Source organism: Sphingobium xenophagum (genome assembly GCF_002288285.1).
GTDB classification, from domain to species: Bacteria; Pseudomonadota; Alphaproteobacteria; order Sphingomonadales; family Sphingomonadaceae; genus Sphingobium; species Sphingobium xenophagum.
Genome location: NZ_CP022745.1, coordinates 1,569,437 through 1,592,436, shown reverse-complemented (window position 1 = coordinate 1,592,436; position 23,000 = coordinate 1,569,437). Strand labels below are relative to the sequence as shown.

The 23,000-nt window shown below is 65.5% G+C and carries 22 protein-coding genes; 5 read left to right on the top strand and 17 right to left on the bottom strand.

The genetic code is table 11. From position 1 onward, the window contains the following. Positions 1–34: 34 nt before the first annotated feature. From fdhD to CJD35_RS07710, 6 genes are all read right to left on the bottom strand, one after another. Positions 35–829 (bottom strand): formate dehydrogenase accessory sulfurtransferase FdhD, encoded by a 795-nt coding sequence (gene fdhD / locus CJD35_RS07735; protein ID WP_095686975.1) that lies wholly within the window; start codon positions 827–829, stop codon positions 35–37. Then, entirely contained in the window at positions 826–1,059 is a 234-nt protein-coding gene (locus tag CJD35_RS07730; protein WP_017183867.1) for a formate dehydrogenase subunit delta, read from the bottom strand. The genes fdhD and CJD35_RS07730 overlap by 4 nt, the downstream gene beginning before the upstream one ends. 10 nt (positions 1,060–1,069) lie before the next feature. Then, the gene (gene fdhF / locus CJD35_RS07725; RefSeq protein WP_017183866.1) at positions 1,070–3,916 is read right to left on the bottom strand and encodes a formate dehydrogenase subunit alpha; all 2,847 of its coding nucleotides are present in this window, start codon (positions 3,914–3,916) and stop codon (positions 1,070–1,072) included. Beyond that, positions 3,913–5,562: a formate dehydrogenase beta subunit gene (locus CJD35_RS07720; protein WP_017183865.1), complete on the bottom strand. Its 1,650-nt coding sequence runs from the start codon at positions 5,560–5,562 to the stop codon at positions 3,913–3,915. Before CJD35_RS07720 ends, fdhF begins: the two co-directional genes overlap by 4 nt. Continuing rightward, positions 5,559–6,011 carry a formate dehydrogenase subunit gamma gene (locus CJD35_RS07715; RefSeq protein ID WP_017183864.1) on the bottom strand — a complete coding sequence of 151 codons (453 nt, stop codon included), beginning with the start codon at positions 6,009–6,011 and terminating at the stop codon, positions 5,559–5,561. The genes CJD35_RS07720 and CJD35_RS07715 overlap by 4 nt, the downstream gene beginning before the upstream one ends. A gap of 99 nt (positions 6,012–6,110) precedes the next feature. Further along, on the bottom strand, positions 6,111–7,013 hold the full coding sequence (locus tag CJD35_RS07710; protein ID WP_017183863.1) for a LysR family transcriptional regulator: 903 nt from the start codon (positions 7,011–7,013) through the stop codon (positions 6,111–6,113). Between the two features lie 45 nt (positions 7,014–7,058). Here CJD35_RS07710 and mobA point away from each other — a divergent pair, with 45 nt between their 5' ends. Beyond that, positions 7,059–7,580 (top strand): molybdenum cofactor guanylyltransferase, encoded by a 522-nt coding sequence (gene mobA, locus CJD35_RS07705; protein WP_026002525.1) that lies wholly within the window; start codon positions 7,059–7,061, stop codon positions 7,578–7,580. A gap of 6 nt (positions 7,581–7,586) precedes the next feature. On the opposite strand, the gene CJD35_RS07700 is transcribed toward mobA, so the two are convergent. From CJD35_RS07700 to CJD35_RS07690, 3 genes are read right to left on the bottom strand one after another with little or no spacing between them, the layout of a single operon-like run. After that, a complete protein-coding gene (locus CJD35_RS07700) occupies positions 7,587–9,119 on the bottom strand; it encodes a DHA2 family efflux MFS transporter permease subunit (RefSeq protein ID WP_017183861.1) in 1,533 nt (510 codons plus the stop codon). Between the two features lie 11 nt (positions 9,120–9,130). Beyond that, the gene (locus CJD35_RS07695; protein ID WP_026002524.1) at positions 9,131–10,300 is read right to left on the bottom strand and encodes an EmrA/EmrK family multidrug efflux transporter periplasmic adaptor subunit; all 1,170 of its coding nucleotides are present in this window, start codon (positions 10,298–10,300) and stop codon (positions 9,131–9,133) included. Continuing rightward, positions 10,293–11,807 carry an efflux transporter outer membrane subunit gene (locus CJD35_RS07690; RefSeq protein ID WP_017183859.1) on the bottom strand — a complete coding sequence of 505 codons (1,515 nt, stop codon included), beginning with the start codon at positions 11,805–11,807 and terminating at the stop codon, positions 10,293–10,295. Before CJD35_RS07690 ends, CJD35_RS07695 begins: the two co-directional genes overlap by 8 nt. 89 nt (positions 11,808–11,896) lie before the next feature. On the opposite strand from CJD35_RS07690, the gene CJD35_RS07685 reads away from it, so the two are divergent. Then, entirely contained in the window at positions 11,897–12,568 is a 672-nt protein-coding gene (locus tag CJD35_RS07685; RefSeq protein WP_017183858.1) for a TetR/AcrR family transcriptional regulator, read from the top strand. Here CJD35_RS07685 and CJD35_RS07680 read toward each other — a convergent pair. From CJD35_RS07680 to CJD35_RS22700, 4 genes are all read right to left on the bottom strand, one after another. After that, positions 12,523–13,119, bottom strand: coding sequence for a winged helix-turn-helix domain-containing protein (locus tag CJD35_RS07680; protein WP_241763673.1), 597 nt, complete (start codon positions 13,117–13,119; stop codon positions 12,523–12,525). The two genes, CJD35_RS07685 and CJD35_RS07680, sit on opposite strands and share 46 nt — an antisense overlap. Positions 13,120–13,185: 66 nt before the next feature. Next, on the bottom strand, positions 13,186–14,085 hold the full coding sequence (locus CJD35_RS07675) for a hypothetical protein (protein WP_017183856.1): 900 nt from the start codon (positions 14,083–14,085) through the stop codon (positions 13,186–13,188). Next, the gene (locus tag CJD35_RS07670; protein ID WP_241763672.1) at positions 14,073–14,897 is read right to left on the bottom strand and encodes a hypothetical protein; all 825 of its coding nucleotides are present in this window, start codon (positions 14,895–14,897) and stop codon (positions 14,073–14,075) included. Before CJD35_RS07670 ends, CJD35_RS07675 begins: the two co-directional genes overlap by 13 nt. After that, positions 14,894–15,034, bottom strand: coding sequence for a hypothetical protein (locus tag CJD35_RS22700; RefSeq protein WP_017183854.1), 141 nt, complete (start codon positions 15,032–15,034; stop codon positions 14,894–14,896). The genes CJD35_RS07670 and CJD35_RS22700 overlap by 4 nt, the downstream gene beginning before the upstream one ends. Positions 15,035–15,183: 149 nt before the next feature. Between CJD35_RS22700 and CJD35_RS07665 the strand changes: the two genes are divergently transcribed. Continuing rightward, positions 15,184–15,807 carry a response regulator transcription factor gene (locus tag CJD35_RS07665; RefSeq protein ID WP_017183853.1) on the top strand — a complete coding sequence of 208 codons (624 nt, stop codon included), beginning with the start codon at positions 15,184–15,186 and terminating at the stop codon, positions 15,805–15,807. A 35-nt stretch (positions 15,808–15,842) separates the two neighbouring features. Here the strand turns inward: CJD35_RS07665 and CJD35_RS07660 are convergent, their stop codons facing one another. Genes CJD35_RS07660 through argH form a run of 4 tightly spaced genes read right to left on the bottom strand, consistent with a single transcriptional unit; the run spans position 15,843 to position 19,521 of the window. Continuing rightward, positions 15,843–16,613, bottom strand: coding sequence for a precorrin-2 dehydrogenase/sirohydrochlorin ferrochelatase family protein (locus CJD35_RS07660; protein ID WP_017183852.1), 771 nt, complete (start codon positions 16,611–16,613; stop codon positions 15,843–15,845). Then, positions 16,613–17,878 (bottom strand): diaminopimelate decarboxylase, encoded by a 1,266-nt coding sequence (gene lysA / locus CJD35_RS07655; RefSeq protein ID WP_017183851.1) that lies wholly within the window; start codon positions 17,876–17,878, stop codon positions 16,613–16,615. The genes CJD35_RS07660 and lysA overlap by 1 nt, the downstream gene beginning before the upstream one ends. Positions 17,879–17,896: 18 nt before the next feature. Next, a complete protein-coding gene (locus tag CJD35_RS07650) occupies positions 17,897–18,154 on the bottom strand; it encodes a hypothetical protein (RefSeq protein WP_017183850.1) in 258 nt (85 codons plus the stop codon). Next, complete coding sequence (gene argH, locus CJD35_RS07645; RefSeq protein WP_017183849.1) at positions 18,151–19,521, bottom strand: argininosuccinate lyase; 1,371 nt, start codon at positions 19,519–19,521, stop codon at positions 18,151–18,153. Before argH ends, CJD35_RS07650 begins: the two co-directional genes overlap by 4 nt. A gap of 58 nt (positions 19,522–19,579) precedes the next feature. Between argH and CJD35_RS07640 the strand changes: the two genes are divergently transcribed. Further along, positions 19,580–20,161 carry a TlpA family protein disulfide reductase gene (locus CJD35_RS07640; RefSeq protein WP_017183848.1) on the top strand — a complete coding sequence of 194 codons (582 nt, stop codon included), beginning with the start codon at positions 19,580–19,582 and terminating at the stop codon, positions 20,159–20,161. A gap of 191 nt (positions 20,162–20,352) precedes the next feature. Continuing rightward, entirely contained in the window at positions 20,353–22,965 is a 2,613-nt protein-coding gene (locus tag CJD35_RS07635; protein ID WP_017183847.1) for a TonB-dependent receptor plug domain-containing protein, read from the top strand. Positions 22,966–23,000: the final 35 nt, after the last annotated feature.

The following is a 23,000-nucleotide window of genomic DNA, read 5'->3' as shown; positions in this document are numbered from 1 at the left end:
GGCAAAGGCGCGGCATTGCCAAGCGGCTGTTTCGCTACGTCAGCGGTGCGTTGCCCCGGTGCAACATCGCATCGCGTCGCGCCAGCACGACCAGCGGCAGTCCCGCCTCCGCCGCGCGCTCGGCCGCCAGCCTTGTGGGGGCGGAAATCGTCACCAAAAGCGGGCATTGGCTCAGCACCGCTTTCTCCACCAGTTCATAGGAACAGCGTGACGACAGCAGCGCAAAGCCGTCGTCCCAGCCCGCGCCCGCGCGCTTCATCGCGCCGATCAGCTTGTCGAACGCATTGTGCCGCCCGACATCCTCCCGCGCCAGACGGATCGCCCCGTCCGCGTCGGCACAGGCGGCGGCATGGGCCGCGCCGGTCGCGGCATTGAGCGGTTGATGCGCCGCCAGCCCATCAAGCGCGCGAAAGATCGCGGCGCGGTCGGCGCGCGATCGCGCCGTCACTGGCGGCAGGGGCCGAATCGCCTGTTCCAGATTTTCGATCCCGCACAGGCCGCACGATGAATCGGACGCGCGGTGCCGTACCCGGTCCAGCAGCAAATCGGTCCGCGATGGCGGCAGAGTCGCGCGCGCCACGATGCCCTGATCGGTATCATGGGTATCGACGTCGAAGGGCGCATCGTCCGGCCCGATCAGCCGTTCCGCCAGCGCAAAACCCAGCACCAGATCGGTCAGATCAGTGGGCGTCGCCATCAGCACCGCATAGCCGATGCCGTTGAATTCGATCGCGACCGGCACTTCATCGGCCAGCACCCGTTCGACCGCTTCGCCCTGCCCATCGCGGGCCAGGCGGGTGAAGGTCAGCGCGTCGCCGCCCTGCTTCAAGCGCTGATCCGGCGCACGGCCTGCGCCGCGATCGGCGACAGGGCGTCGGGCTGCTCCGCCGCCAGCGCCACGATCCGCGCGCGCATAAGCGGGTCCCAGAAGCTGGCGATATGGCTGGCGGTGGACGCAACCGCCTCCGCATCGCCCTGCGCCGCCAGATTGCGCGCGATCTGGTTGGCCATGTAGATCAGCCGGTCGGCGGTGGACATGACGTCATTTTCGTCGCTCATCGGGCCGATCCTATTCCGCCGCTTCCAGTGGCGCAATGCGGCGGCTCATCCTGGCCTGATCGGCATAGTCGAGTTGCCAGTCGCTGGGGCCGTTGGATGGCATCACCTGCACCGCCGTCACCTTATATTCCGGGCAGTTGGTCGCCCAGTCGCTATAGTCGGTGGTGATGACATTGGCCTGGGTTTCGGGGTGGTGGAAGGTCGTATAGACCACGCCCGGCGCTACCCGCTCGGTCACTTGCGCACGCAGCGTGGTTTCCCCCGCCCGGCTTTTCAGGGCAACCCAGTCGCCTTCCTTGATCCCGCGATTTTCCGCATCGGACGGATGGATTTCCAGCCGGTCCTCCGGGTGCCAGGCGGTGTTCGCCGTCCGTCGCGTCTGCGCGCCGACATTATAGTGGGACAGGATGCGCCCCGTCGTCAGCAGCAGCGGGAAGCGCGGGCCGGTCTTTTCGTCCGTCGGCACATAGTCGGTGACGACGAACTTGCCCTTCCCCCGCACGAAACCGTCGATATGCATGGTCGGCGTACCGTCGGGCGCAGCGTCATTGGCGGGCCATTGCAGCGATCCTTCCGCCTCCAGCCGGTCATAATGGACGCCCGCAAAGGTCGGGGTGAGCGCGGCGATCTCATCCATGATCTGCGCGGGGTGATCATAGGTCCACTGCAGGCCCATGGCGTTGGCCACCAGTTGCACGATTTCCCAGTCGGCATAGCCATTGAGCGGGGCCATCACCTTGCGCACCCGCTGGATGCGCCGTTCGGCGTTGGTGAAGGTGCCGTCCTTTTCCAGGAAGGTCGATCCCGGCAGAAAGACATGGGCGTAATTGGCGGTTTCGTTGAGGAACAGGTCCTGCACCACGACGCACTCCATCGCTGCAAGCCCCGCCGCGACATGATGGGTGTTGGGATCGGACTGAAGAATATCCTCGCCCTGCACGAACAGCCCCTTGAACGTCCCGTCGGTCGCGGCGTCCAGCATGTTGGGGATGCGCAGCCCCGGCTCGGCGTCCAGGCTGACGCCCCATGTGCGTTCGAACAATTGCCGCGTCGCCGTGTCGGACACATGGCGATAGCCGGAAAATTCATGCGGGAAGCTGCCCATGTCGCAGGCGCCCTGCACATTATTCTGCCCCCGCAGCGGGTTCACGCCCACGCCTTCGCGCCCGACATTGCCGGTCGCCATAGCCAGGTTGGCGATGGCCATCACGGTCGATGACCCCTGGCTATGTTCGGTAACGCCCAGGCCATAATAGATCGCGCCATTGCCGCCTGTGGCATAGAGCCGGGCGGCGGCCCGCACCTCGTCCGCCTTCACGCCGGTCAGCGGTTCGATCGCTTCGGGCGAACGGGCGGGTTGGGAGACGAAATCGGCCCAGTCGGCAAACTCATCCCAGTCGCACCGTTCGCGGATGAAGGCTTCGTCATAGAGCTTCTCCGTGACGATGACATGCGCCATCGCGGTCAGCATCGCGACATTGGTGCCGGGGCGCAGGGGCAGATGATGGTCCGCCTCGATATGGGGGGATTTGACCAGATCGGTGCGGCGCGGGTCCATGACGATCAGCTTGGCCCCCTGCCGCAAGCGGCGTTTCATCCGGCTGGCGAATACGGGATGGCCGTCGGTCGGGTTCGCGCCGATGACCAGGATGACGTCCGACTGCATCACGCTGTCGAAATCCTGCGTACCCGCCGACGTCCCGAAGGTCTGGCTCAGCCCATAGCCGGTCGGCGAGTGGCAGACGCGGGCGCAGGTATCGACATTATTATTGCCAAAACCCTGGCGGATCAGCTTCTGGACAAGGAAGGTTTCCTCATTGGTGCAGCGGCTCGACGTGATGCCGCCGATGGAGCGGGTGCCATATTTCGCCTGGATGCGACGGAATTCACTGGCCGTATGGGCGATCGCCTCGTCCCACGACACTTCGCGCCATGGCTCGTCGATGCTGGCGCGGATCATCGGGTTCAGGATGCGATCCTGATGCTGGGCATAGCCCCAGGCGAAGCGACCCTTGACGCAGCTATGGCCGCGATTGGCCTTGCCGTCCTTCCACGGCACCATGCGCACCAGTTCCTCGCCCCGCATTTCCGCACGGAAGGTGCAGCCCACACCGCAATAGGCGCAGGTGGTGACGACGGCGCGGTCGGGGGTGCCGACTTCGACGACCTTCTTTTCGATCAGCGATGCGGTGGGACAGGCCTGCACGCAGGCGCCACAGGACACGCATTCGGACCCCAGAAATCCCTCGCCCTGCGACGCGGAAACCTTGGAATCGAACCCCATCCCCTCGATCGTCAACGCGAACGTCCCCTGCACTTCGTCACAGGCGCGCACGCAGCGCGAACAGACGATGCACTTGCTGGGATCGAAATCGAAATAGGGGTTAGACTGGTCCTTCGCCTGCCCCATATTGGTCGCGCCATCATAGCCATAGCGCACGTCGCGCAGGCCAACCGCGCCAGCCTGATCCTGCAATTCGCAGTCCCCGTTCGCGCCGCAGGTCAGGCAATCGAGCGGATGGTCGGAGATATACAGTTCCATCACCCCGCGCCGCAACTGCTTGAGGCGGTCGGTCTGGGTGCGCACCACCATGCCTTCGGCCACTGGCGTCGTGCAGGACGCGGGATAGCCGTTGCGGCCCTCCACCTCCACCAGGCACAGGCGGCACGAACCGAAGCTTTCGACGCTGTCAGTGGCGCAGAGTTTGGGAATGGAGCCACCCAGCAGCGACGCCGCGCGCATGATGCTGGTGCCTTCGGGCAGGGTTATCGCCTGCCCGTCGATGGTCAGCGTGACGGACTTGCCGGTCGCAATCGCAGCGGGCGTGCCATGGTCGGTTTCGCGGGTAAAGGTCATTCCGCAGCCTCCTTCAACGGCGCAGGCGCGCCGAAATCTTCTGGGAAGTAATCGAGCGCGCTCAGCACCGGATAGGGGGTGAAGCCCCCCAACGCGCAGAGCGAGCCATATTTCATCGTATCGCACAGATCGCGCAGCAGCGTGGTTTGCGCGTCGAGCGACGTATCGATACGGCTGGGGGAACGGGAGTAGAGGGCTTTGCCAAGATAGCCCCCCTTCCCGTCATGCTGACGAAAGTCATCATCCAGGGCGGCATCATCCAACCTTGCATTGCGGGACTCTGGATCCTGACTTTCGTCAGGATGACGACTGGAAATAGGCGGTCTCGCCGCCATGATCCGGTCGACAATCTCCACCCCGCGCGTCGATCCGATCCGGCAGGGCGTGCATTTGCCGCAGCTTTCCGCCGCGCAGAATTCCATCGCGAAACGGGCCATATGCGCCATGTCCACGCTGTCGTCGAACACCGTGATCCCGGCATGGCCGATCAGGCCGCCAGCCGCGGCAAAGGCTTCATAATCGAAGGGCAGATGGAACATGGATGGCGGGAAATAGGCGCCCAGCGGCCCGCCCACCTGCACCGCGCGTACGGGCCGCCCGCTGGCCGTGCCGCCGCCGACATCGTTCACCAGTTCGCCCAGCGTGATGCCAAAGCCGATCTCATACAGGCCACCATGGCGCACATTGCCCGCCAGTTGCACCGGCATCGTGCCACGCGACCTGCCAAAGCCGACGGCGGCATAGGCCTCCGCCCCTTCCGCCAGAATGAACGGCACGGCCGCCAGGCTCAGCACATTGTTGATGACCGTCGGCTGGCCGAACAGACCTTTGAGCGCAGGCAGAGGCGGCTTGGCCCGCACCTGTCCGCGCTTGCCCTCGATGCTGTCGAGCAGCGCGGTTTCCTCGCCGCAGACATAGGCGCCCGCCCCTTCGCGCACTTCCAGCGTGAAAGGCGCGATCAGATGGGCGGCATGCTCGATCGCCAGTCGCATCGTGGCAATGGCGAAGGGATATTCGGAACGGATATAGATATAGCCATGGCGCGCGCCCACGGCATGGGCCGCAATCGCCATGCCCTCGATCAGGCAATAGGGGTCGCCCTCCATCAGCATACGATCGGCAAAGGTGCCACTGTCGCCTTCGTCGGCGTTGCAGACGATATATTTGTCGCCCGCAGGCGCATCCAGCACCGTCTGCCACTTGATGCCGGTCGGGAACCCCGCCCCGCCGCGCCCGCGCAGGCCCGACGCCTTGACCGCATCGACCACGGCCTGGGGCGTCATTGCGCGCGCTGCCTCCAGCCCCTTCCATCCGTCCTGCGCCGCATATTCGGTCAGGCTGACCGGATCGATCACGCCACACCGGGCGAAGGTGAAGCGCTGCTGTCCCGCAAAGAATGGATGCTGGTCGACCGGCCCCAGCCGGTTGGCGTGGCTGCCATCCAGCACCGCCGCGACATCCCCCGGCCCGACCGGACCATAGCCGATCCGGCCTTGCGCCGTTTCCACCTCGACCAGCGGTTCGATGCTGAACAGCCCGCGCGATCCGGTGCGGATCACCTCGCACCCCGCATCGGCAAAGGCCTGCGCGACAGCGTCCGCGCCCAGCGCCACCGACGCCATGTCGCGGCTCACATAGATTTTCATGCCGCCACCTCCGCCGCGATCCGGTCCAGCGCCGCACCGTCGATCCGCGCGACCGGGCGACCATCGACCAGCGCGTTCGGCCCGACCGCGCACAGCCCCAGGCAATAAACCGGCTCCAGACTGATCGCGCCATCGCCGCGCGTCTCCCCCATCGCCACGCCCAGCCGCTGCGCCGCCGCCGCCTCGATCGCCGCGCCGCCCCGCGCCTGGCAGCTTTCGGCCCGGCACAGTTTCACGACATGGCGGCCCGCAGGCGTCCGGCGGAAATCATGGTAGAAGGTGACGACGCCATGCACGTCAGCGCGCGACAGGTTCAGCGCGCGGGCGATGACCGGCACGACAGTGTCCGCGACATAGCCAGCCTCTTCCTGCACCGCATGCAGCAGCGGCAGCAACTGGTCGCGGGTTGCGCCATGACGCGCAGTCCAGCCTTCGATAAACTCTTCCATCCCGATACCCTGACTTATGGCCCAGCCTTTGCCGCGATTGTGCGGCGGGAAGGTGCGCCGGTCAAATCGAAGGCAGCGATGCTTGATAGAGTTTATCTATCAAATGGAGCCAAAGCCGGGCGGCAGGCGCAACCCGCGCGCCACCGCCAGCACCGCCTGCGCCAATGGCCCCATCGGCGCGCTGTCCGACACGATCACGCCCACCCGGCTGCCCTCCCCCATGTCCGGCAGCGGCGCGGTGCGCGCCCAGCGCAGCCCGTCCAGCAAGGCGGCATGGCTGTCGGGGATGATCGAACAGAGCCGTCCCTGCTGCACCAGCCCCAGCAGCGCGACATAGGAATCGGCCGTGACCAGGGGCCGCAGCGCCAGCCCGCGCTCGGCCAGCCGCGCGTCCAGTATCCGCCGGTTCTGCATCCCCTGATGCAACAGGCAGAGCGGCAGGCTTGCCAGGTCCGCCCAGTCGAGGACTGCCGGGATCGGCACGCCATGCGCCGCGCTCACCAGCATAGCCCGTTCGGCATACAGCGGCACCGACAGGGCATGGGCGGGCGGCTCGAAATCCAGATAGGTGATGCCCGCATCCAGCTCGAACGCGGCCAGTTCGCGCTCGATCTGGCGCGACGTCAGCGCGCGGACGGAAATGTTCAGCCCCGGATGCCGGTCCAGCATCGCGGTTGCCAGACAACCGATCGCCGGCATGGCGGCGGGAATCGCGCCCAGCCGCAGCTCGCCCTTCAACGGCCCACGCGCAGTTTCCGCCGCCTGCCCCAGCGCTTCGGCGGCCGCCACCAACTGCCGCGCCCATGGCAATATCGCCTCGCCCTCCGGCGTCAGCCCGGCATATTTGCGGTCGCGCCGGATCAGCCGCTTGCCCAATTGCGTCTCCAGCGTGGCGATCCCCGCGGACAGCGTGGGTTGCGACACATGGCATAGCACCGCCGCCCGCCCGAAATGGCCTTCGCGCTCCAGCGCCAGGAAATATTCGACAAGGCGGGTCTGCATCTCTTTGCTATAGGGCTGATAGAGCGGCGCTATCAAGGAAGCATCATGGCGGAACGGCGGATATTGGGGGCGGTGCTGGCAGGGGGGCGCTCCAGCCGCTTTGGCAGCGACAAGGCGCTGGCGATACTGCCGGATGGGCGAACCTTGCTGGACCATGCTATCGCGGGGCTGGCCCCCCATGTCGAACAAGTGGTGATTTGCGGTCGCGCAGCCGGTCTGGCGGATCGGCCCGCGCCCGGCATGGGACCGCTCGGCGGCCTCAACGCAGCGCTGCATCACGCGCAGGCCCATGGGTTTGCCGGAATATTGACGACAGGGTGCGACATGCCGGTCTATCCTGCGGACCTGCCCGCCCTGCTGATCGGTGAACAGGCCGCGATATTGGAGGGTCAGCAACTGCTTGGCTGGTGGCCGGCATCGCTCGCCAACGCATTGGACGCGCATCTGGCGGAGGCGAATAATCGCTCCATCTACGGTTGGCTCGACCGCATCGGCGCCCGTGTGGTGACGGTGCCGGGGCTGGCACTACCCAATATCAACCGGCCGGAGGATCTGGCGGCGCTGTAAACGGGGTCAGTGCGCGGCGGACGTGTCCACATTGGGGCGGGGACGGGGCGCCAGCCAGACCATCGCCGACGCGAAGAACAGGATCAGGGCCGATATGAAGAATATATGATCCACCGAAATGGCCGTCGCTTCCTGATCGACGATGTTCGAAATCACCTGCCGCGCCTGGTCGGTCGACATGCCGATATTCGCCAGGGCCGCCTGCGTATCGGCGGGCTGGAGGGTGCCCGCCAGTTCACTGCGCGACACGCGCTGACCATTGCCCCAGCCTGTCAGCACCAGCGACGTCGCGATCGCCAGCGCCATGGTGCGCAGGAAATTCTGAAGCCCGGCAGCGGACGCCGTCTCTTCGGGCCGCACCGACCCCAATGTCAGCGTGGTCAGCGGAATCATGAAGAAGGGCATGGCAAACCCCTGAATGAACTGCGGCGCAGCCATCATCCAGAAATCGACGCTGCTGGTCCAGTGCGCGCGCCACAGCGTCATCAGGCCCAGCCACAACACGGCCCCCGAAATCATGAAGCGCGGATCGACCCCCCGGCCCATGATCCTGGCGGCGACCGGCGCACTCATCAATGCGGCCATGGCCGTGAAGGCGGTGACGATGCCCGCCCATGTCGCGGTATAGCCCCTGGCGGACTGAAGCCATTGCGGGATGATGACGATGCCGGAAAAATAGGCACCATAACACAGCGCCAGCGACAATACCCCGGTGGTGAAGCCGACATGGCGGAACACGCGCAGATCGACGATCGGATGCTCTTCCGTCAATTCCCAGATGATAAAGACCAGAAAGCCGATCAGCGAGAGAATCGCCAGGCTCAAGATCAGCGGATCAGCAAACCAGTCATGGTCCCGGCCAAGGTCCAGCATGACCTGAAGGCAGCCGATCCAGAAAACCAGCAACGCCAGCCCGATCTTGTCGATCGGCACGCGCGCCGTTTCCGTTTCGACCGGACGCAGCAGCGCCATCGCCGCAAATACGCACAGGATGGCGATCGGCAGGTTGATGAAGAAGATCCAGTGCCAGCTCCAATTATCGCTGATATAGCCGCCGATAATCGGCCCCATCGCCGGACCCAGCAGCGTCGTCATCGCCCATAGCCCCATCGCCCGCGCACGCCGTTCGGGCGGAAAGACGCGCAGCATCAGCGTTTGCGACATGGGCATGATCGGGCCACCGCACAGCCCCTGGCCAATGCGGCAGACCACGATCATGCTGAGCGACATCGACAGGCCGCACAGCACCGAAAACAGGCCAAAGCCGACCATCGCGCTGATGAACATCTTGACGACGCCAAAGCGCTGCGCCAGCCAGCCTGTCAGCGGTACGCAAATCGCTTCGGCGACCGCGTAGGATGTGATGATCCACGTCCCCTGATCGGGCGTGATGCCCAGATTGCCCGAAATATGCGGCACGGAAACATTAGCGATGGTCAGGTCCAGCACGACCATAAAATTGCTGAGCGCCAGCACCATCCCCGCCAATGTGCGCTGTCGCGCCGTCAGCCGGGAAAAAATATTTGCCTCGCCGCTCACGACCCGGCCTTTCAGTGACCGGAAAGGTCGATATCGACCTCCGTGGAAAGGCCGACACGCAACGGGTGGGCCGCCAGCTCCTTGGGGTCGAGCGAAATACGGACCGGCAGGCGCTGGACCACCTTGATCCAGTTGCCGGTCGCATTTTGCGCCGGGATCAGCGACAGCGACGATCCGGTGCCACCGGAAAAGCCCACAACCTTGCCATGATAGACGACGTCGCCGCCGTAAATGTCGGCAACGACCGTGGCGGGCATGCCGACCTTCACCTGGCGCAACTGCCGTTCCTTGAAGTTCGCGTCGACATAGACCTGCGCCAGCGGCACGATCGTCATGATCGGGCTGCCCTGCGCGACGCGCTGTCCTACCTGCACCTGCCGCTTGGTGATGACGCCGTCGATCGGCGCGCGAATGACCGTGCGGTCCAGGTCCAGCTTCGCCGCATCCAGCTTGGCCTGCGCGACCATGACGCCCGGATCGGTATCGACGCTCGACCCGCTGACCAGCGCGTCATTGGCGGCCAGCTGCCCGCTAGCCGCGCTGCGCGTCGCCTGCGCGGTGTTGACGCCGGCCTGCGCCAGTTCCAGCGCAGCGCGCGCGGCGGCATAGGCGGTGCGCGCGCTGGTCACTTCGTCGCCCGACACCGCACCGTCGCCCACCAGCGCCTCGCGCCGCTGCAGGTCGATCCGCGCCTTTTCGACATTGGCCTGCGCTGTCGCCAGCTGCGCGCGCGCCTGCACGATGTCCGCGACGCGCGCGTCGACCTGCGCCGCCAGCGCGCTGCTGGTCGCGCTGCTCTGGCGGAAGCGGCGCCGCGCTTCGGCCAGATCGGCCTGCGCCTGCGCAAGGGCGATGCGCGCATTGGTCGGGTCCAGCCGCACCAGCACGTCGCCGCGCTTCACCGCCTGGGTGTCGCTGACCAGCACCTGCGTCACCTGCGCGGAAATCAACGGCGTCACCTGCGCCATTTCGGCATTCACATAGGCATTGTCGGTGCTGACATGATTACGCCCGATCAGCAGATACCAGGCCGCCCACAACAGGCCCAGCACCACGACTGCCAGCGCAAGACGGGTCAGCCACAGCTTGCGCACAGCGGCACGATCCGCCTTTTTCGTGTCATCCGGCGCAGTGGCATCCGAAGCCTCTGAGGCAGAAAATTCAGGGGTGGCATCAGCCATGCGCAGCATCCTTGGGCAGTGTAGCGCTGTCGGCGAAACCGCCGCCCAGCGCACGGATCAGGGCAATATCGAGCGAAAAGGCGCTGGCTTCCAACGCAGAAACGGACCGGCGCGCGGCGATCAGCTGATCCTCGACATTCAGCACGTCGAGATAGGTGGACAGGCCACCATCATAGCGTTTGCGCGCCACGCCATAGGCGTCCTGCAACGCCGCCAGCGCCGCGCGCGCATCCACCAGCCGATCGTCGAGCGTGCGGCGGCTGGTCAGCGCATCGGCAACGTCGCGATAGGCGGCCAGCACCGTCTTGTCATAATTGGCCACCGCTTCATCATAACCGGCGCGCGCGCCGCGATACTGGCCCTGCAACGCGCCGCCGTGGAAAATCGGCAGGCTGATCGCCGGACCGGCATTGCCGAACAGCGAATCCTTCTCGAACAGCCTGTTGTAGAAGGGCTTGGCCGATCCATTGACGCCGGTGCCGGTAAACATCGTGTCATAGCCCAGCGCCTGAACCCCGATCAGCGCGCTCAGGCGCACCGCCGGGTAGAAATCGGCGCGTGCGACCTTGACCTGCTTGGCTGCCGCTTCCGTGCGGGCGAGCGCGGCTGCGATGTCCGGGCGACGGGCGACCAGATTGGTGGTGACGTCCGCGGGTAGCCCGACCGGCATCAACCGGCCCTTGGGCGGACGGGTGATCGCCAGCCCGCGATCCGGCCCCGCCCCGACCAGCGCCGCAATCTGATGCTGGCGCAGCGCGATCGCCACGCGCGCCCCAGCCAGTTGCGCGCGCGCCGTCGCAACCGTCGCGTCCGACTGGCGCACATTGCCGCGCGTTTCCAGCCCGTTCTGGCGGCGATCGGCAACCAGCTTCTGGCTGGCGGTCCGGATGTCCAGCGTGCGCTGTTGCAGTTCGGCTTCGTCATACAGCCGCGCCAGATCGGCATAGGCGTCGGCGATGCCCGTCGTCAGAGCCAGCCGCGCCTGTTGCGCGTCCAGTTGCGCCGCGCGGGCCTGTGACGTCGCCGCTGCCAGCGCGGCCTTGTTCCGACCCCAAAGGTCCAGGTCAAAGCCCAGATTGAGCGCCACCTGACCCGTACCGAGCCAGCCCTGCGGAATGAACTCCTTGGGTTGTCCCATATTATAGCTTTGCTTGGTCGTCCCGGCCCTGGCGTCCAGATCCGCCGACGGCAGCAATGTGGCGCCTGCCTGTTGCGCCATGCCCTGCGCCTGTGCGAATCGGGCGGCGGCGATCGCCATGTCGGGCGCGTTGGCCAGCCCTTCCTCGATCAGCGCGGTCAGTTGCGGGTCGCCATAGGCGGTCCACCAGCCTTCGCCCGGCCAGGCGGCGTCAGGCGCGTGCAGGCTGTCCTGCGCCGCCACGCTCTGCGCCGTGCGAATCGCGGGGGCGGGGCCAAGATCGGGCACGGCCGCACATGCTGACAGCAGCGACAGGGCCGCCGTCGAAATCATGATGCGTTCGGGGGAAAACAGGCGACTCACCGACATGACAAACCGTACCATCCAGTATGAAAACCGCCATTGCCGCTGTTGCCAGGCCTTGTCAACAAAATTGCCATACTCTATGGTACGGTTTAATGACAGCTGTGGTCAAATCTCCTCCTCCCACGCGAAGGGAAGCGCGCAGGCTGGACCGGCGGGACTGTATCCTGACGGTTGCGGAGCGCTATTTCCTGGAACATGGCTATGCCGGAACGACCATGTCGGGCATCGCGGCGGATTTGGGCGGGTCGAAGGGGACGCTCTGGAATCATTTTCCGTCGAAGGAAGAGTTATTTTCCGCCGTCGTCGATCGGGTCGTGACGGCCTATCGGATGCAACTCTCGCAAATCCTTGATCCCTGCGGCCTGCTGGAACCGACGCTGCTGCGCGCCTGCCGCAGTCTGCTCGACAAGGTCTGCTCCCCCCAAGCCATCGCCCTGCACCGCCTCATTTATTCCGAAGGTGGGCGATTTCCCGAACTCAGCCGGATTTTCTTCGAGCTTGCCCCCCGCCATACCCGCGCGCTCCTCGCCGACTTTCTGGAAGGCGCCATGAATCGCGGCCAGATAAGACGGGCCGATCCAACCGACGCCGCACGCATGCTGATGGCCATGACCATGGGGGGCAGTCATCAGCAATTGCTGATGGGGCAGATGCGCGAGCCACGACCGGAAGCCTTGCAGGCGGATGTCGCCCTGGCGGTCAACCTGTTCATGCGCGCCTATGCCCCTGAAAGCACGGTCGCCACCACCGGGCAGAGCGCATAGCCTTTCCCCTTGATCGTCCGCAGCAACGGCCAGTCAAAGTCCCGGTCGATCTTGGCGCGCAGACGCGACATATGCACTTCCACGCTGTTGGTGCCGGGGTCGAACTCCAGCCCCCATATCGCCCGCAACAGCGCCTCCCGACTGATCGCCTCCCCCGGCCGTCGTGCCAGGTGGAGCAGCAGCGCATATTCGCGGGCCAGCAACGGGATGGCCCGGCCCGCCCGCTCCACCTGCCGGTCGACCAGATGGATCAGCAGGTCGCCCACGCGCAGCCGGGGCTGCTCATCACGGGCAAGCCGGATGATCCGCGCCACCGCTTCGTCTTCATGCATCCAGGGGCCAACCACATCCTGTACGCCGCTCTCCAGCGCACGGGCGCGCGCGGCGGGATCGTCCACGCCCTGCCACAATATCGTCGTGTCGCTGATGCTGACGCGCGGCGGCTCACTGCCCGAACCCAACATCGCCAGGTCGAAGCCGCGCGCGCTCAGCGCCCGTGCCAGCGGGGCGAAATCACTGCCCAATCCGTGACAATCGACCCGCCTGCCCACCTGTCATCCACCCATTGCTGACCAGCCGCATCCGACCGCCGACGCAGTCCGAAAACAAGCCAATCCCTATCCATTTTGGACCATTCGGAGCGCAGCCTCGCTCGCATGCCGGATCAGCGGGCTGCTCCCCCGCGCGCCCGATTCCCAATGGTCGATCCGGGCCGCGCCGTTCATCCCGGCGCCGATCGCGTCCCAGGCGGTCCGCCGCATCGCGTCGACCGGGTGGCGGGCCGCAAAATCCCGCGCCAGGTCGATCGCATTGTCCGTGCCGCATCCGACCGCCAGTTCCAGCAGCAATTGCGCGCTGGCCACGGTCATGCATTCGGCGATCGTGCTGCGGGCGGTATCGAACCGATATTGCCGTCGCCAGCCCTGGTCGGGCGCGCTCGCCAATATATTGAGCGAGACAGAGAGGGAGTCCGGCGGCAATTGCGCATGAATGTCGCGATTGGCGCGATAGAGCAGCATCCGCCCCTGCGACAAATGGCTGCGCTCGACAAAGCGCAGCGCCACAGCCTCCCCTGCCGCGCCCGCGACATCGCCGTCATAGACATAATAGTCCGATCCATAGCCCGGCCCCAGATAGCCGATGGTCAGGAAATCAAAGCCATGATCGTGCGGCACATGGTACAGGAAGGGGGCCGGGCCACTCATCCGCATCACATGGTCGCGCTGGGCGGGCCAGAAGGCGGCGCGCAGTACATATTTGCCCCTGGGCGGGCGCAGCAGCATGACCTGCGCCGAATAGGGATTGGCCTGCCGCTGCCCCGCGCAGCGCGTCTTGAGTTCGGCGATCGCAAAATCGGCCAGGAAATGCCGGTTCCGCCCCAGCGCCCGCAGCATGGGCGCGGCAGCCGCCAGCCCGTCCTCGTCGGCGGGATCGAAGGCCGGACTTTCGCACCAGTCGATCAGGGCATCCAGGTCGATCATCCGCTCGTCTGGCGCTGGATCGATCAGGCGGGGCACGCCATGTCCCCGATCTGCGTCAGCGTCCGCGCGGCCAGCGCCCGCACTGCAACGTCGCTTTCCCGCTGCGCCATGGCGCGCAAGGCAGGCAGGGCGCTTGCCGTATCCAGCGCCAGATATTCGCGCATCACCGCCCAGCGTTGCGCGGCAAGCGGCGTATCCAGCGCCTCGCCAAATTGCGCCGCCGCGTCGGCCCGCCCCTGCGCCCGCAACAGCGACAGCAGCATCAGCGCGCGGGCATGGCCCTCATCCGCCTCCGCCCGCGCCACCAGCACCCCGGTCGCAAAATCGCATATGCGCGAACGGACCGGCCCTTGCGGCGCGACCTGTGCCCGCAACAGCATCAGCGGCGCTCCGTCCGGCAGAATGCGCAGCGTTTCGCGCCGCTCGTCCACTTCCAATATCTCGCCCATGGCGCAATGCCGCTGCCCGGTCGGCACGGCCCGGTCCGCCTCCAGCCGAAACCCCTCGGCCCGCAGCGCGCGGTTGAGCGGGCGGCACAGCATGTGACGACCGGAAAAATGCACCCGCGATCCTGTTTGCGGCACCGGGTCGATCACCGTCGCCGACAGCCATATCCGCTCCGTCCGCGCCAGCACCATATGCCGGGCCGCACCGTTGCGGCTCGCGCGAAAGCCGGGCAAATGCAGCGGATCGTCGGCCAACGCCGCGCAGCCCTGCGCCAACAGGTCGGTGAACCAGCCTATGTCATGCAGGAACGGCCGGATCAGCGCCAGCGCACGGCCAGGCGGCGCATCCTGCGCCTCGGCCACTGCCCGCCCCAGCGCCGCCCCCAACGCTGCTGGCGTCACGGCTGGTCGATGATCGCAATCACAATATCCATCAGGCTGATGTCCAGCACATCGCCATCCTGCAATCCGAACAGGCTGACCTCGCCAGGCAGGTCGGCAATATCGTCAATCGCCAGTTGAGGCACGGTCTGTGGCATCGGCATCCTCCTTCTGCGGGTCGCAGGGGCGACGCTATGGCGCGCGGGAAGGGGGGACCAATTAAATGTAATTAATCGTGGCTACCGCTCATTAACCAATTCTTTGCGCGGCCATCCTATCATGGGGATTGTAGCAAAAGGGTGGAGCCATGCCGATCTTCAAACGCGTTCGCAGCCGTCGGCCCGACGATCAGGACATGAGCGAGACTGCCCGACCGCAACGCCGCCTTCGCATATTGCTGATCGACGAAAATCCTACCGCGCGCGCCGTCGTCGCCCGCCGTCTGTCGCACCTGAACTATGACGTGGCGCTGGCGGAAAATGGCTTTGTCGCGGTCAACCTGCTCGTCACACGCCCGGCCGACATCATCCTGATAGACATGGGGCTGACCATGTTGCCCGCCATCGCGACGATGAAGAAAATCCGCGCGGCGAACCTTTCCGCCTCCGCTTGCTTCGTCATGCTGACCGGGCGGCTCGACAGCCAGTCGACGGTGGAGGCGCTGGAGGCCGGGGCCGACGATCATGTCGTCAAACCCTTTGATTTCGACGTGCTCGATGCGCGGCTGCGTCATCTGTGCCTGCGCGCCGAAACGCTCGGCACGCTCACCCGTCACAATGCCGAACTGGACGCCCGCATCGCGCGGCGCGCCGTCGAACTGGGCGAAACGCGCGAAACCTTGCGCGAACTTCAGGCCGACCGCGCCCGCCTCGTATCATCCATCCAGGCGCTGCATGACGAAGTCGAACGGTTGAGCGCGCAACAGGGCTGAGCCACGCATCGCGGTTCGTTTCGAGCGGACGAGATTTAGGCTATCCCCTCGCCCAACGTCACCCACAGCGACAAGCCTTCACCCGGATGATCAGGCGGCCCGTCCGCCACGATCCGCGCCGCATCCGCCCGCGCCCGGTCGAGGATCAAGGCAGGCACTGACGGGGGATGGTAGATCCTGTCCGCTTCCCCCAGCAACCGCGCGGCGCGCAGCGTCAGTTCATCCGGATCGTCCGACGATAGACGGATGGATACCAGCCGCGCTGCTACCGCCTGCCCCTCCGCCGCCAGCCACGCGCCAAGTGCATCCGCCGCGTCGGCCCGTAGCGGGTCGATCATCCCACCCGGCGCAAGGCCCGCGTCTATGGCCCGCCGCCGCGCGCCGGCATCTGCCCAGCGCGCCTTGATCGCCCCGCGCGCGGCCAGCAAGCCATCCGCCAATTTGCCCAACCGCGCGGGCAGCATCGCCTCCAGCCTCTGCCGCAGCGCCTTGGCCAGCCCCGCCGACGCCCCGCCCGTGCCGATCGCGATCAGCACCGGATCGCGGTCGACGATCGCGGGCAGGGTGAAATCGCACAGGTCTGGATTGTCGGTCGCATTGACCAGCACGCCGCGCGCCCGCAGCCGCTCCGCCGTCGCCGCGTCGCCATCCGACACGATGGCGATCCGCGCAGCGCTGTCCTCCTCACCCACGATTTGCGCGCCCGCCCGCTCCAGCAGGCGGCGCTTGGCGTCGGCCGCCTCGCCCGCTCCGGTCAGGATCACCGGCCTGCCCGTCAGGCGCAGAAAGACGGGCAGGCTGTGCATCAGTCGGCCAGCCAGTCCGGAATGCTATCGCCAGCGATCAGCGCCTCGATCGGCGGGCGCGCACGCACCACCGCCCATTTGTCGCCCGATACCAGCACTTCAGGGGTCAGCGGGCGGCTGTTATAGGTGCCCGCCATCGTCGCGCCATAAGCGCCCGCCGTCATGAACGCGACCAGATCGCCCGCGGCCACCACGTCCATGTCGCGGCCCATGGCGAAAGTATCGCCCGTCTCGCACACCGGCCCCACCACATTGGCGGCGGCGCGCTGCCCCGCCGGGGTCACCGCGCGAATATCATGCCAGGCGTCATACAGGCTGGGCCGCAACAGGTCGTTCATCGCCGCGTCGACGATGACGAAAGGCGCCTTCGCGCCCTGCTTCACCCGCACAACCCGCGATAGCAAGGCTCCTGCATTGCCCACGATCACCCGGCCCGGTTCGAACATCAGCCGCACCGGCCAGTCCTGCGTTACCCGGCACACCATGTCGCCATAGGCCGCCGGGCTGGGCGGCTCCGGCTGGGCGGGGTCATAGGGAACGCCCAGGCCGCCACCCAGATCGGCGGTGCGAATGTCATGGCCCGCATCGCGCAGCGCCGCGATCAGCGCGCCAACCTTGGTAAAGGCCGCCTCCAGCGGGGCGAGGTCGGTCAGCTGGCTGCCGATATGGACGGCAACGCCCTGCACATCCAGCCCCGGCAGATCGCGCGCGGCGGCATAGCTTTCCAGCGCCCTGGCATAGGGGATGCCGAACTTGTTTTCCGACTTGCCGGTCGAAATCTTGGCGTGGGTACCCGCATCCACATCCGGGTTGATCCGATAGGCCACCGGCGCGCGCTTGCCCATCGACAGCGCGACTTGCGACAGCATTTCCGCTTCCGGTTCGCTTTCCAGATTGAACTGGAAAATGCCATGGTCCAGCGCCAGCCGCATTTCCTCAGCCGTCTTGCCCACGCCCGAAAAGACGATGCGGTCTGCCGGAATGCCCGCCGCGATCGCGCGCAGCAATTCCCCGCCCGACACCACGTCCGCGCCCAGGCCCAGTTTCGCCAGCGTCGCCAGCACCGCCGCATTGGGGTTCGCCTTGACCGCAAAGGCGATCAGCGGATTGTGAAGGCTGCCCAGTGCGTCGCGGAACACGCCGACATGGCGCGTCAGGGTCGCGGTCGAATAGACATAGACCGGCGTGCCGACCGCATCGGCGATCGCCGCCATCGGCACCTGCTCCACCTGCATGGCGCCGTCCACATAGTCGAAATGGTCCAAATTCCGGTCCTCAGTCTCTTATTGGGGCTGCTTTTCGGGCGGCAGGTCAAATTCGTCCGCCTGTCGCTTTTGCGACTGGGTCAGCAATTCCACATTGCGTTGCGGCCGCGCCTGGGTCGATGGCGTCATCAACTGCGCGGCGGTCGGCGAAGTCGCCGCGCCCACCGGCACCGCTGGCAGCTCCTGGCCCGCAACGGGCTTCAACGGTTGCCGCCCGCCGCAGGAAACCAGCGCCAGCGCGGTAAAGGCCAGTCCCACGATCGTCCGAATCGTCATGATCCCAATTCCTCCTGCGCCTGCGCGATCCGCGCCCGCACCTGCATGGGCGCCGTGCCGCCATGGCTCATCCGGCTGGCGACCGACGCATCGACCGTCAGCACCGCATAGACGCGATCGTCGATCCGCGCGTCGATGCCCTGCAATGTGGCGATCGGCAGCTGGTCGAGCGGCACGCCCGCCGCTTCCGCCGCCGCCACGGCACGTCCGGTGATATGGTGCGCCTCGCGGAAAGGAATACCCCCTTCGCGCACCAGCCAGTCGGCCAGGTCCGTCGCTGTGGCAAAGCCGCTTTCGGCCAGGCCGCGCATCCGGTCGGTGCGGAACGTCACCGTTTCGATCATCCCGGTCATCGCCGCGATCGACAGGGCCAGCAGGTCGTGCGCCTCGAAAACGGGCGGCTTGTCGTCCTGCATATCCTTGGAATAGGCGAGCGGCAGCCCCTTCATCGTCACGCACAGCGCGTTCATGCAGCCCATGATCCGCCCGGCATGGCCGCGCACCAGTTCGGCGGCGTCGGGATTGCGCTTTTGCGGCATGATCGAACTGCCGGTCGAATAGGCGTCGGGCAGCTTGACGAAGCCGAAGGGCTGGCTGGCCCAGATGATGAACTCCTCCGCCAGCCGCGACAGGTGCAGCGATGCCTGCGTTGCCGCCATCAGATAATCGAGCGCGAAGTCGCGGTCGCTCACGCTGTCCAGGCTGTTGTCGGTCGGCTTGGCAAAGCCCAGGGCGGCCGCCGTCGCGTGCCGGTCGATCGGAAAGCCCGTGCCGGCCAGCGCCGCCGCGCCCAGCGGGCATTCGTCCGCCCGCGCCCGCGCATCGGCAAAGCGGCTGCGGTCGCGGCGCACCATTTCATAATAGGCCATCAAATGATGGCCCAGCGTCACCGGCTGCGCCGACTGCAAATGGGTAAAGCCCGGCATCACCGCATCGGCATTCTCGTCTGCCCGCGCCAGCAGCGCGCGTTGCAGGCCGGTCAGCCCCGCCTGCACCTCGTCGATCGCATCGCGCACCCACAGGCGGAAATCGGTCGCCACCTGATCGTTGCGGCTGCGCGCGGTGTGCAGCCGCCCGGCGGTCGGGCCGATCAGCTGCGCCAGCCGCGATTCGGTGACCATGTGGATGTCCTCAAGGTCCAGGTCCACGGGCACGCCATCGGCTTCATATTCCGCCGCGATCCGGTTCAGCCCCTCAGTAATCGCCTGCGCATCCTCGCCATCGACGATGCCCTGCTTGGCCAGCATTGCGACATGCGCCTTCGATCCTGCGATGTCCTGCTTCCACAATCGCTTGTCGAATGGGATGGAGGCATTTATCTCGCGCATGATCGAAGCGGGGCCGGCCGCGAACCGGCCACCCCACATGCTGTTGGAGCCTTCTCCCTTGGAACCCCCATTGTCCCGATCTGCTTCACGCGCGCTGATGATACTGCTCCTGACTGCCGGATTGGCGGCCTGCGATAGGCAATCGCCGCCCGCTGGGCAAGCCAATGCAAGCATGAGCGGTGAGGTTCCCGCGTCAGGCAATGCCTCGCAGGGAGACGGCGAGTTCAGCTATCGGCTGGACCGCAGCAAGGCGGGCACCCCCGCTCCCACCTTCGCCTTCCAGAATCCCGACGGGGGCGAGGCTACCTTGCAGGATTTCGCCGGACGCCCGATGCTGGTCAATCTGTGGGCGACATGGTGCACCCCCTGCGTCGCGGAAATGCCTACGCTCGACCGGATCGCGCAAAGCTATGGCCCCAAGGGGCTGGCCGTCCTCACCATTTCGCAGGACACGCAGGGAGCAAAGGCCGTCAAGCCCTTCTTCGCCAAGCATCCCCTGCCCCATCTCAAGGGCTGGGCTGACCCGGACAATCATTTCGGCTTCGACTATGCCACCGGCCTGCTCCCCACGACCGTCCTTTATGACGCAAAGGGCAAGGAAATGGTCCGCGTGATCGGCGCGATGGATTGGGAAGGGGCGGAAGCCAAGGCGCTGATAGAGGCCGCCATGGCGTCCTGACCACACGGCTCTTTGGCGCAGCCGCAAAATCGGCTTATGCGGCTGCGCCTGCCCAATAACGCCTCGTTTCCGACATAGAAACGAAGCAGAAACAATCCATAAATCTGTAATTTTTGTGCAGCGCAATAGAGGATCGGCGCTGCCCCTTCGTCATTCCCCCTGTCATCGATAAAGCTGAACAGGGGGCATGAATGACACGGTTATCGGCGCTTAAACTCTCACTGATCCTCGCATCGTCCTGGTCCGCCTGCGCCATCGCGCAAGACGCGCCGCAGGAACCACAGGTTGACGAAGGTACAGCGATCATCGTCACCGGCACGCGCGCCGTCGGCATGCAGGCCGCAGACAGCGCCGCACCGATCCAGGTGCTCAGCCAGGACGCCATCGCCCATGTCGGCCAGCCGAACCTCAACCAGGTGCTGACCCAGATCGTACCAAGCTTCACGGCTCAGACGCAGGGTACCGACCTTTCCAGCTTCTCGCTGTCGGCCCGTCTGCGCGGTCTCAGCCCCAACCACACGCTGGTACTGGTCAACGGCAAGCGCCGCCACGGCAATGGCATCCTTCAGGTGCTCGGTGCCTTCTCCGGCTCGGCCGCGCCCAGCATTGATCTTATTCCGCCAGACTCGGTCGAACGCGTCGAAGTGCTGCAGGAAGGCGCCGCCGCCGTATATGGCACGGACGCCATTGCAGGCGTCATCAACTTCATTCTGAAGGATGATCCAGAGGGCGGCTCGATCAAGCTGACCGGCGGTCAGCATTATGACAGCGAAGGCGAACTTTTCTCCGTTTCCGGCAATTATGGCGTCCGGCTTGGCGAGGACGGCTATATCAACCTGTCCCTGTTCCATCGCCGTCAGGACTATACCACGCTCGGCGAAGGCCAGGTGCAGGTGACGAAGCTGGATGGCACGCTCCAGCCCAATGCCCCTGCCCAATGGTCCAACCTTACCGGCGACGCGCTGGCCGGGATCAATGGCGGCCAGCCCAAGACCGAACTCAACCTGCTCTTCTACAATGCCGGTTATGATTTCGGCGGCGTGGAAGTCTATAGCTTCGGCAGCCTCGCCCGCCGCGAAGGCTGGGCCAAGCAGGGCTACCGCCATCCCAAGCGCATCTGCTACGAATCCGGCAATCTGGGTGGCGGCGTCACGCCCGCGGCCTACAATCCCAATATCTGCTACAGCAATACCGGCACTGTGGGCATGGTCCCGCTCCAGCATGTGATCGAGGATGAATATAGCTTCACCGTCGGCGCGCGGGGCGAAACCGCAGGCTGGAACTATGACCTGAGCACCACCTACGGCAATCAGAAGAACGACATCTGGACCGAGAGGTCCGCCCATCGCGAAGTGTGGCAGGAAAGCTATGCCGCGTCGCTATTGGGCGTCGGCGTTCCCAACACGCCTGACAAGGCCTATGACGGCGGCTTCCGCCTCAGCCAGACCACAGTGACCGCCGACATCCGCAAGGAATTCGACATAGGCATGGCCACTCCGCTGACCTTCGCGTTCGGCGGCGAATATCGCAAGGACACCTATGAAATCGTCCAGGGCGATTTCTATTCGACCTACAAGACGGGGGTTCAGTCCTTCCCCGGCTACAAGTCGACCGACGCCGGGCGTTTCAAGCGCAGTTCGCGCGCGGGCTACCTGAACTTCATCGCCAACCCGGTCGAAGGCTGGAGCGTCGATCTGGCGGGCCGTTACGAAGATTATACCGATTTCGGCGATACGCTGATCGGCAAGATCACGACCCGCTATGATCTGTCCGATGCCTTTGCGGTCCGCGCCACGGCCAGCACCGGCTTCCGCGCACCGACACTGGCCGAACAGAAATATTCGACCATCAACGTGGGGCCGACCAGCGCCGTCGCCCAGCTTCCCGCTGGCACGCCCGCTGCCGCCCTGCTCGGCTTCGATTCGCTTGGCCCGGAAAAATCGAAGAACTTCTCGGCGGGCATCGTTCTGCGCCCCGTGCCCCGGCTGGCGATCACCGTCGATGCCTATCTTATCAAGATCAAGGACCGCATCGCCGCTACCGCATCGCGCAACGCCGTCCAGGGCGGCGTGATCCAGCCCGGCGCAGCAGCGATCTTCGACGCGCTGGCGGCCGCCGGCATCGTTCTCGATACCGCGCTCCAGACCGTTGGCGTGCAAAGCTTCACCAACGGCATCAACACGGAGACCAAGGGCATCGACTTCTCCGCCAGCTATCCGGTCGCGCTTGGTTTCGGCACGCTCAACCTGTCGCTGAACGGCAATTACAACAAGACCAAGATCACCAAGAACAAGGTCGGCTATCCGCTGTTCAACGCCGCGTCGGAAAGCAATATCGAAGATACGACGCCCAAATATAAGGTCGGCTTCGGTGCCCTGCTGAAGGCTGACAAGCTGACCGTCAACCTGCGCGAAACCCTCTATGCCAAGCAGAGCGTGCTGGTCCGTCCGGGCGTTGGCAGCGGCGTGATCCCCGATGGCGGCTTCCTGATCGCCGACGGCGCGCTGATCAACGGCGTCAATGCGAACCAGCTCTATTTCAACGGCGTGGTGAAACGGGCAATCATCACCGACCTGGAAGTCGGCTATGATTTCACCGACAATGTCACCTTCTCGATCGGTGCGAACAATCTGTTCGACAAGATTCCAGAAGTGCCCAAGCTGGTGACCGGCACCGGGGTGGTCGTCAATCCCGGCGTGTCGCCCTACATCAACGGCTCCGGCTCCTATAACAGCCCCTATAACCACGGCGCCTATGGCACGTCGGGCGGCTATTATTACGCCCGCATCGACTTCAAATTCTGATAGACCGTTAAATCATGTCATAAAGGAAGGGCCGG

Excerpts from the sequence above, each read along its gene's own strand:
- CJD35_RS07730 (WP_017183867.1), bottom strand. The coding sequence starts at position 1,059 with ATGAGCGACGAAAATGACGTCATGTCCACCGCCGACCGGCTGATCTAC.
- fdhF (WP_017183866.1), bottom strand. The coding sequence starts at position 3,916 with ATGACCTTTACCCGCGAAACCGACCATGGCACGCCCGCTGCGATTGCG.
- CJD35_RS07720 (WP_017183865.1), bottom strand. The coding sequence starts at position 5,562 with ATGAAAATCTATGTGAGCCGCGACATGGCGTCGGTGGCGCTGGGCGCG.
- CJD35_RS07715 (WP_017183864.1), bottom strand. The coding sequence starts at position 6,011 with ATGGAAGAGTTTATCGAAGGCTGGACTGCGCGTCATGGCGCAACCCGC.
- CJD35_RS07710 (WP_017183863.1), bottom strand. The coding sequence starts at position 7,013 with ATGCAGACCCGCCTTGTCGAATATTTCCTGGCGCTGGAGCGCGAAGGC.
- mobA (WP_026002525.1), top strand. The coding sequence starts at position 7,059 with ATGGCGGAACGGCGGATATTGGGGGCGGTGCTGGCAGGGGGGCGCTCC.
- CJD35_RS07695 (WP_026002524.1), bottom strand. The coding sequence starts at position 10,300 with ATGGCTGATGCCACCCCTGAATTTTCTGCCTCAGAGGCTTCGGATGCC.
- CJD35_RS07690 (WP_017183859.1), bottom strand. The coding sequence starts at position 11,807 with ATGTCGGTGAGTCGCCTGTTTTCCCCCGAACGCATCATGATTTCGACG.
- CJD35_RS07685 (WP_017183858.1), top strand. The coding sequence starts at position 11,897 with ATGACAGCTGTGGTCAAATCTCCTCCTCCCACGCGAAGGGAAGCGCGC.
- CJD35_RS22700 (WP_017183854.1), bottom strand. The coding sequence starts at position 15,034 with ATGCCACAGACCGTGCCTCAACTGGCGATTGACGATATTGCCGACCTG.
- CJD35_RS07665 (WP_017183853.1), top strand. The coding sequence starts at position 15,184 with ATGCCGATCTTCAAACGCGTTCGCAGCCGTCGGCCCGACGATCAGGAC.
- CJD35_RS07660 (WP_017183852.1), bottom strand. The coding sequence starts at position 16,613 with ATGCACAGCCTGCCCGTCTTTCTGCGCCTGACGGGCAGGCCGGTGATC.
- CJD35_RS07650 (WP_017183850.1), bottom strand. The coding sequence starts at position 18,154 with ATGACGATTCGGACGATCGTGGGACTGGCCTTTACCGCGCTGGCGCTG.
- argH (WP_017183849.1), bottom strand. The coding sequence starts at position 19,521 with ATGTGGGGTGGCCGGTTCGCGGCCGGCCCCGCTTCGATCATGCGCGAG.
- CJD35_RS07640 (WP_017183848.1), top strand. The coding sequence starts at position 19,580 with ATGATACTGCTCCTGACTGCCGGATTGGCGGCCTGCGATAGGCAATCG.
- CJD35_RS07635 (WP_017183847.1), top strand. The coding sequence starts at position 20,353 with ATGACACGGTTATCGGCGCTTAAACTCTCACTGATCCTCGCATCGTCC.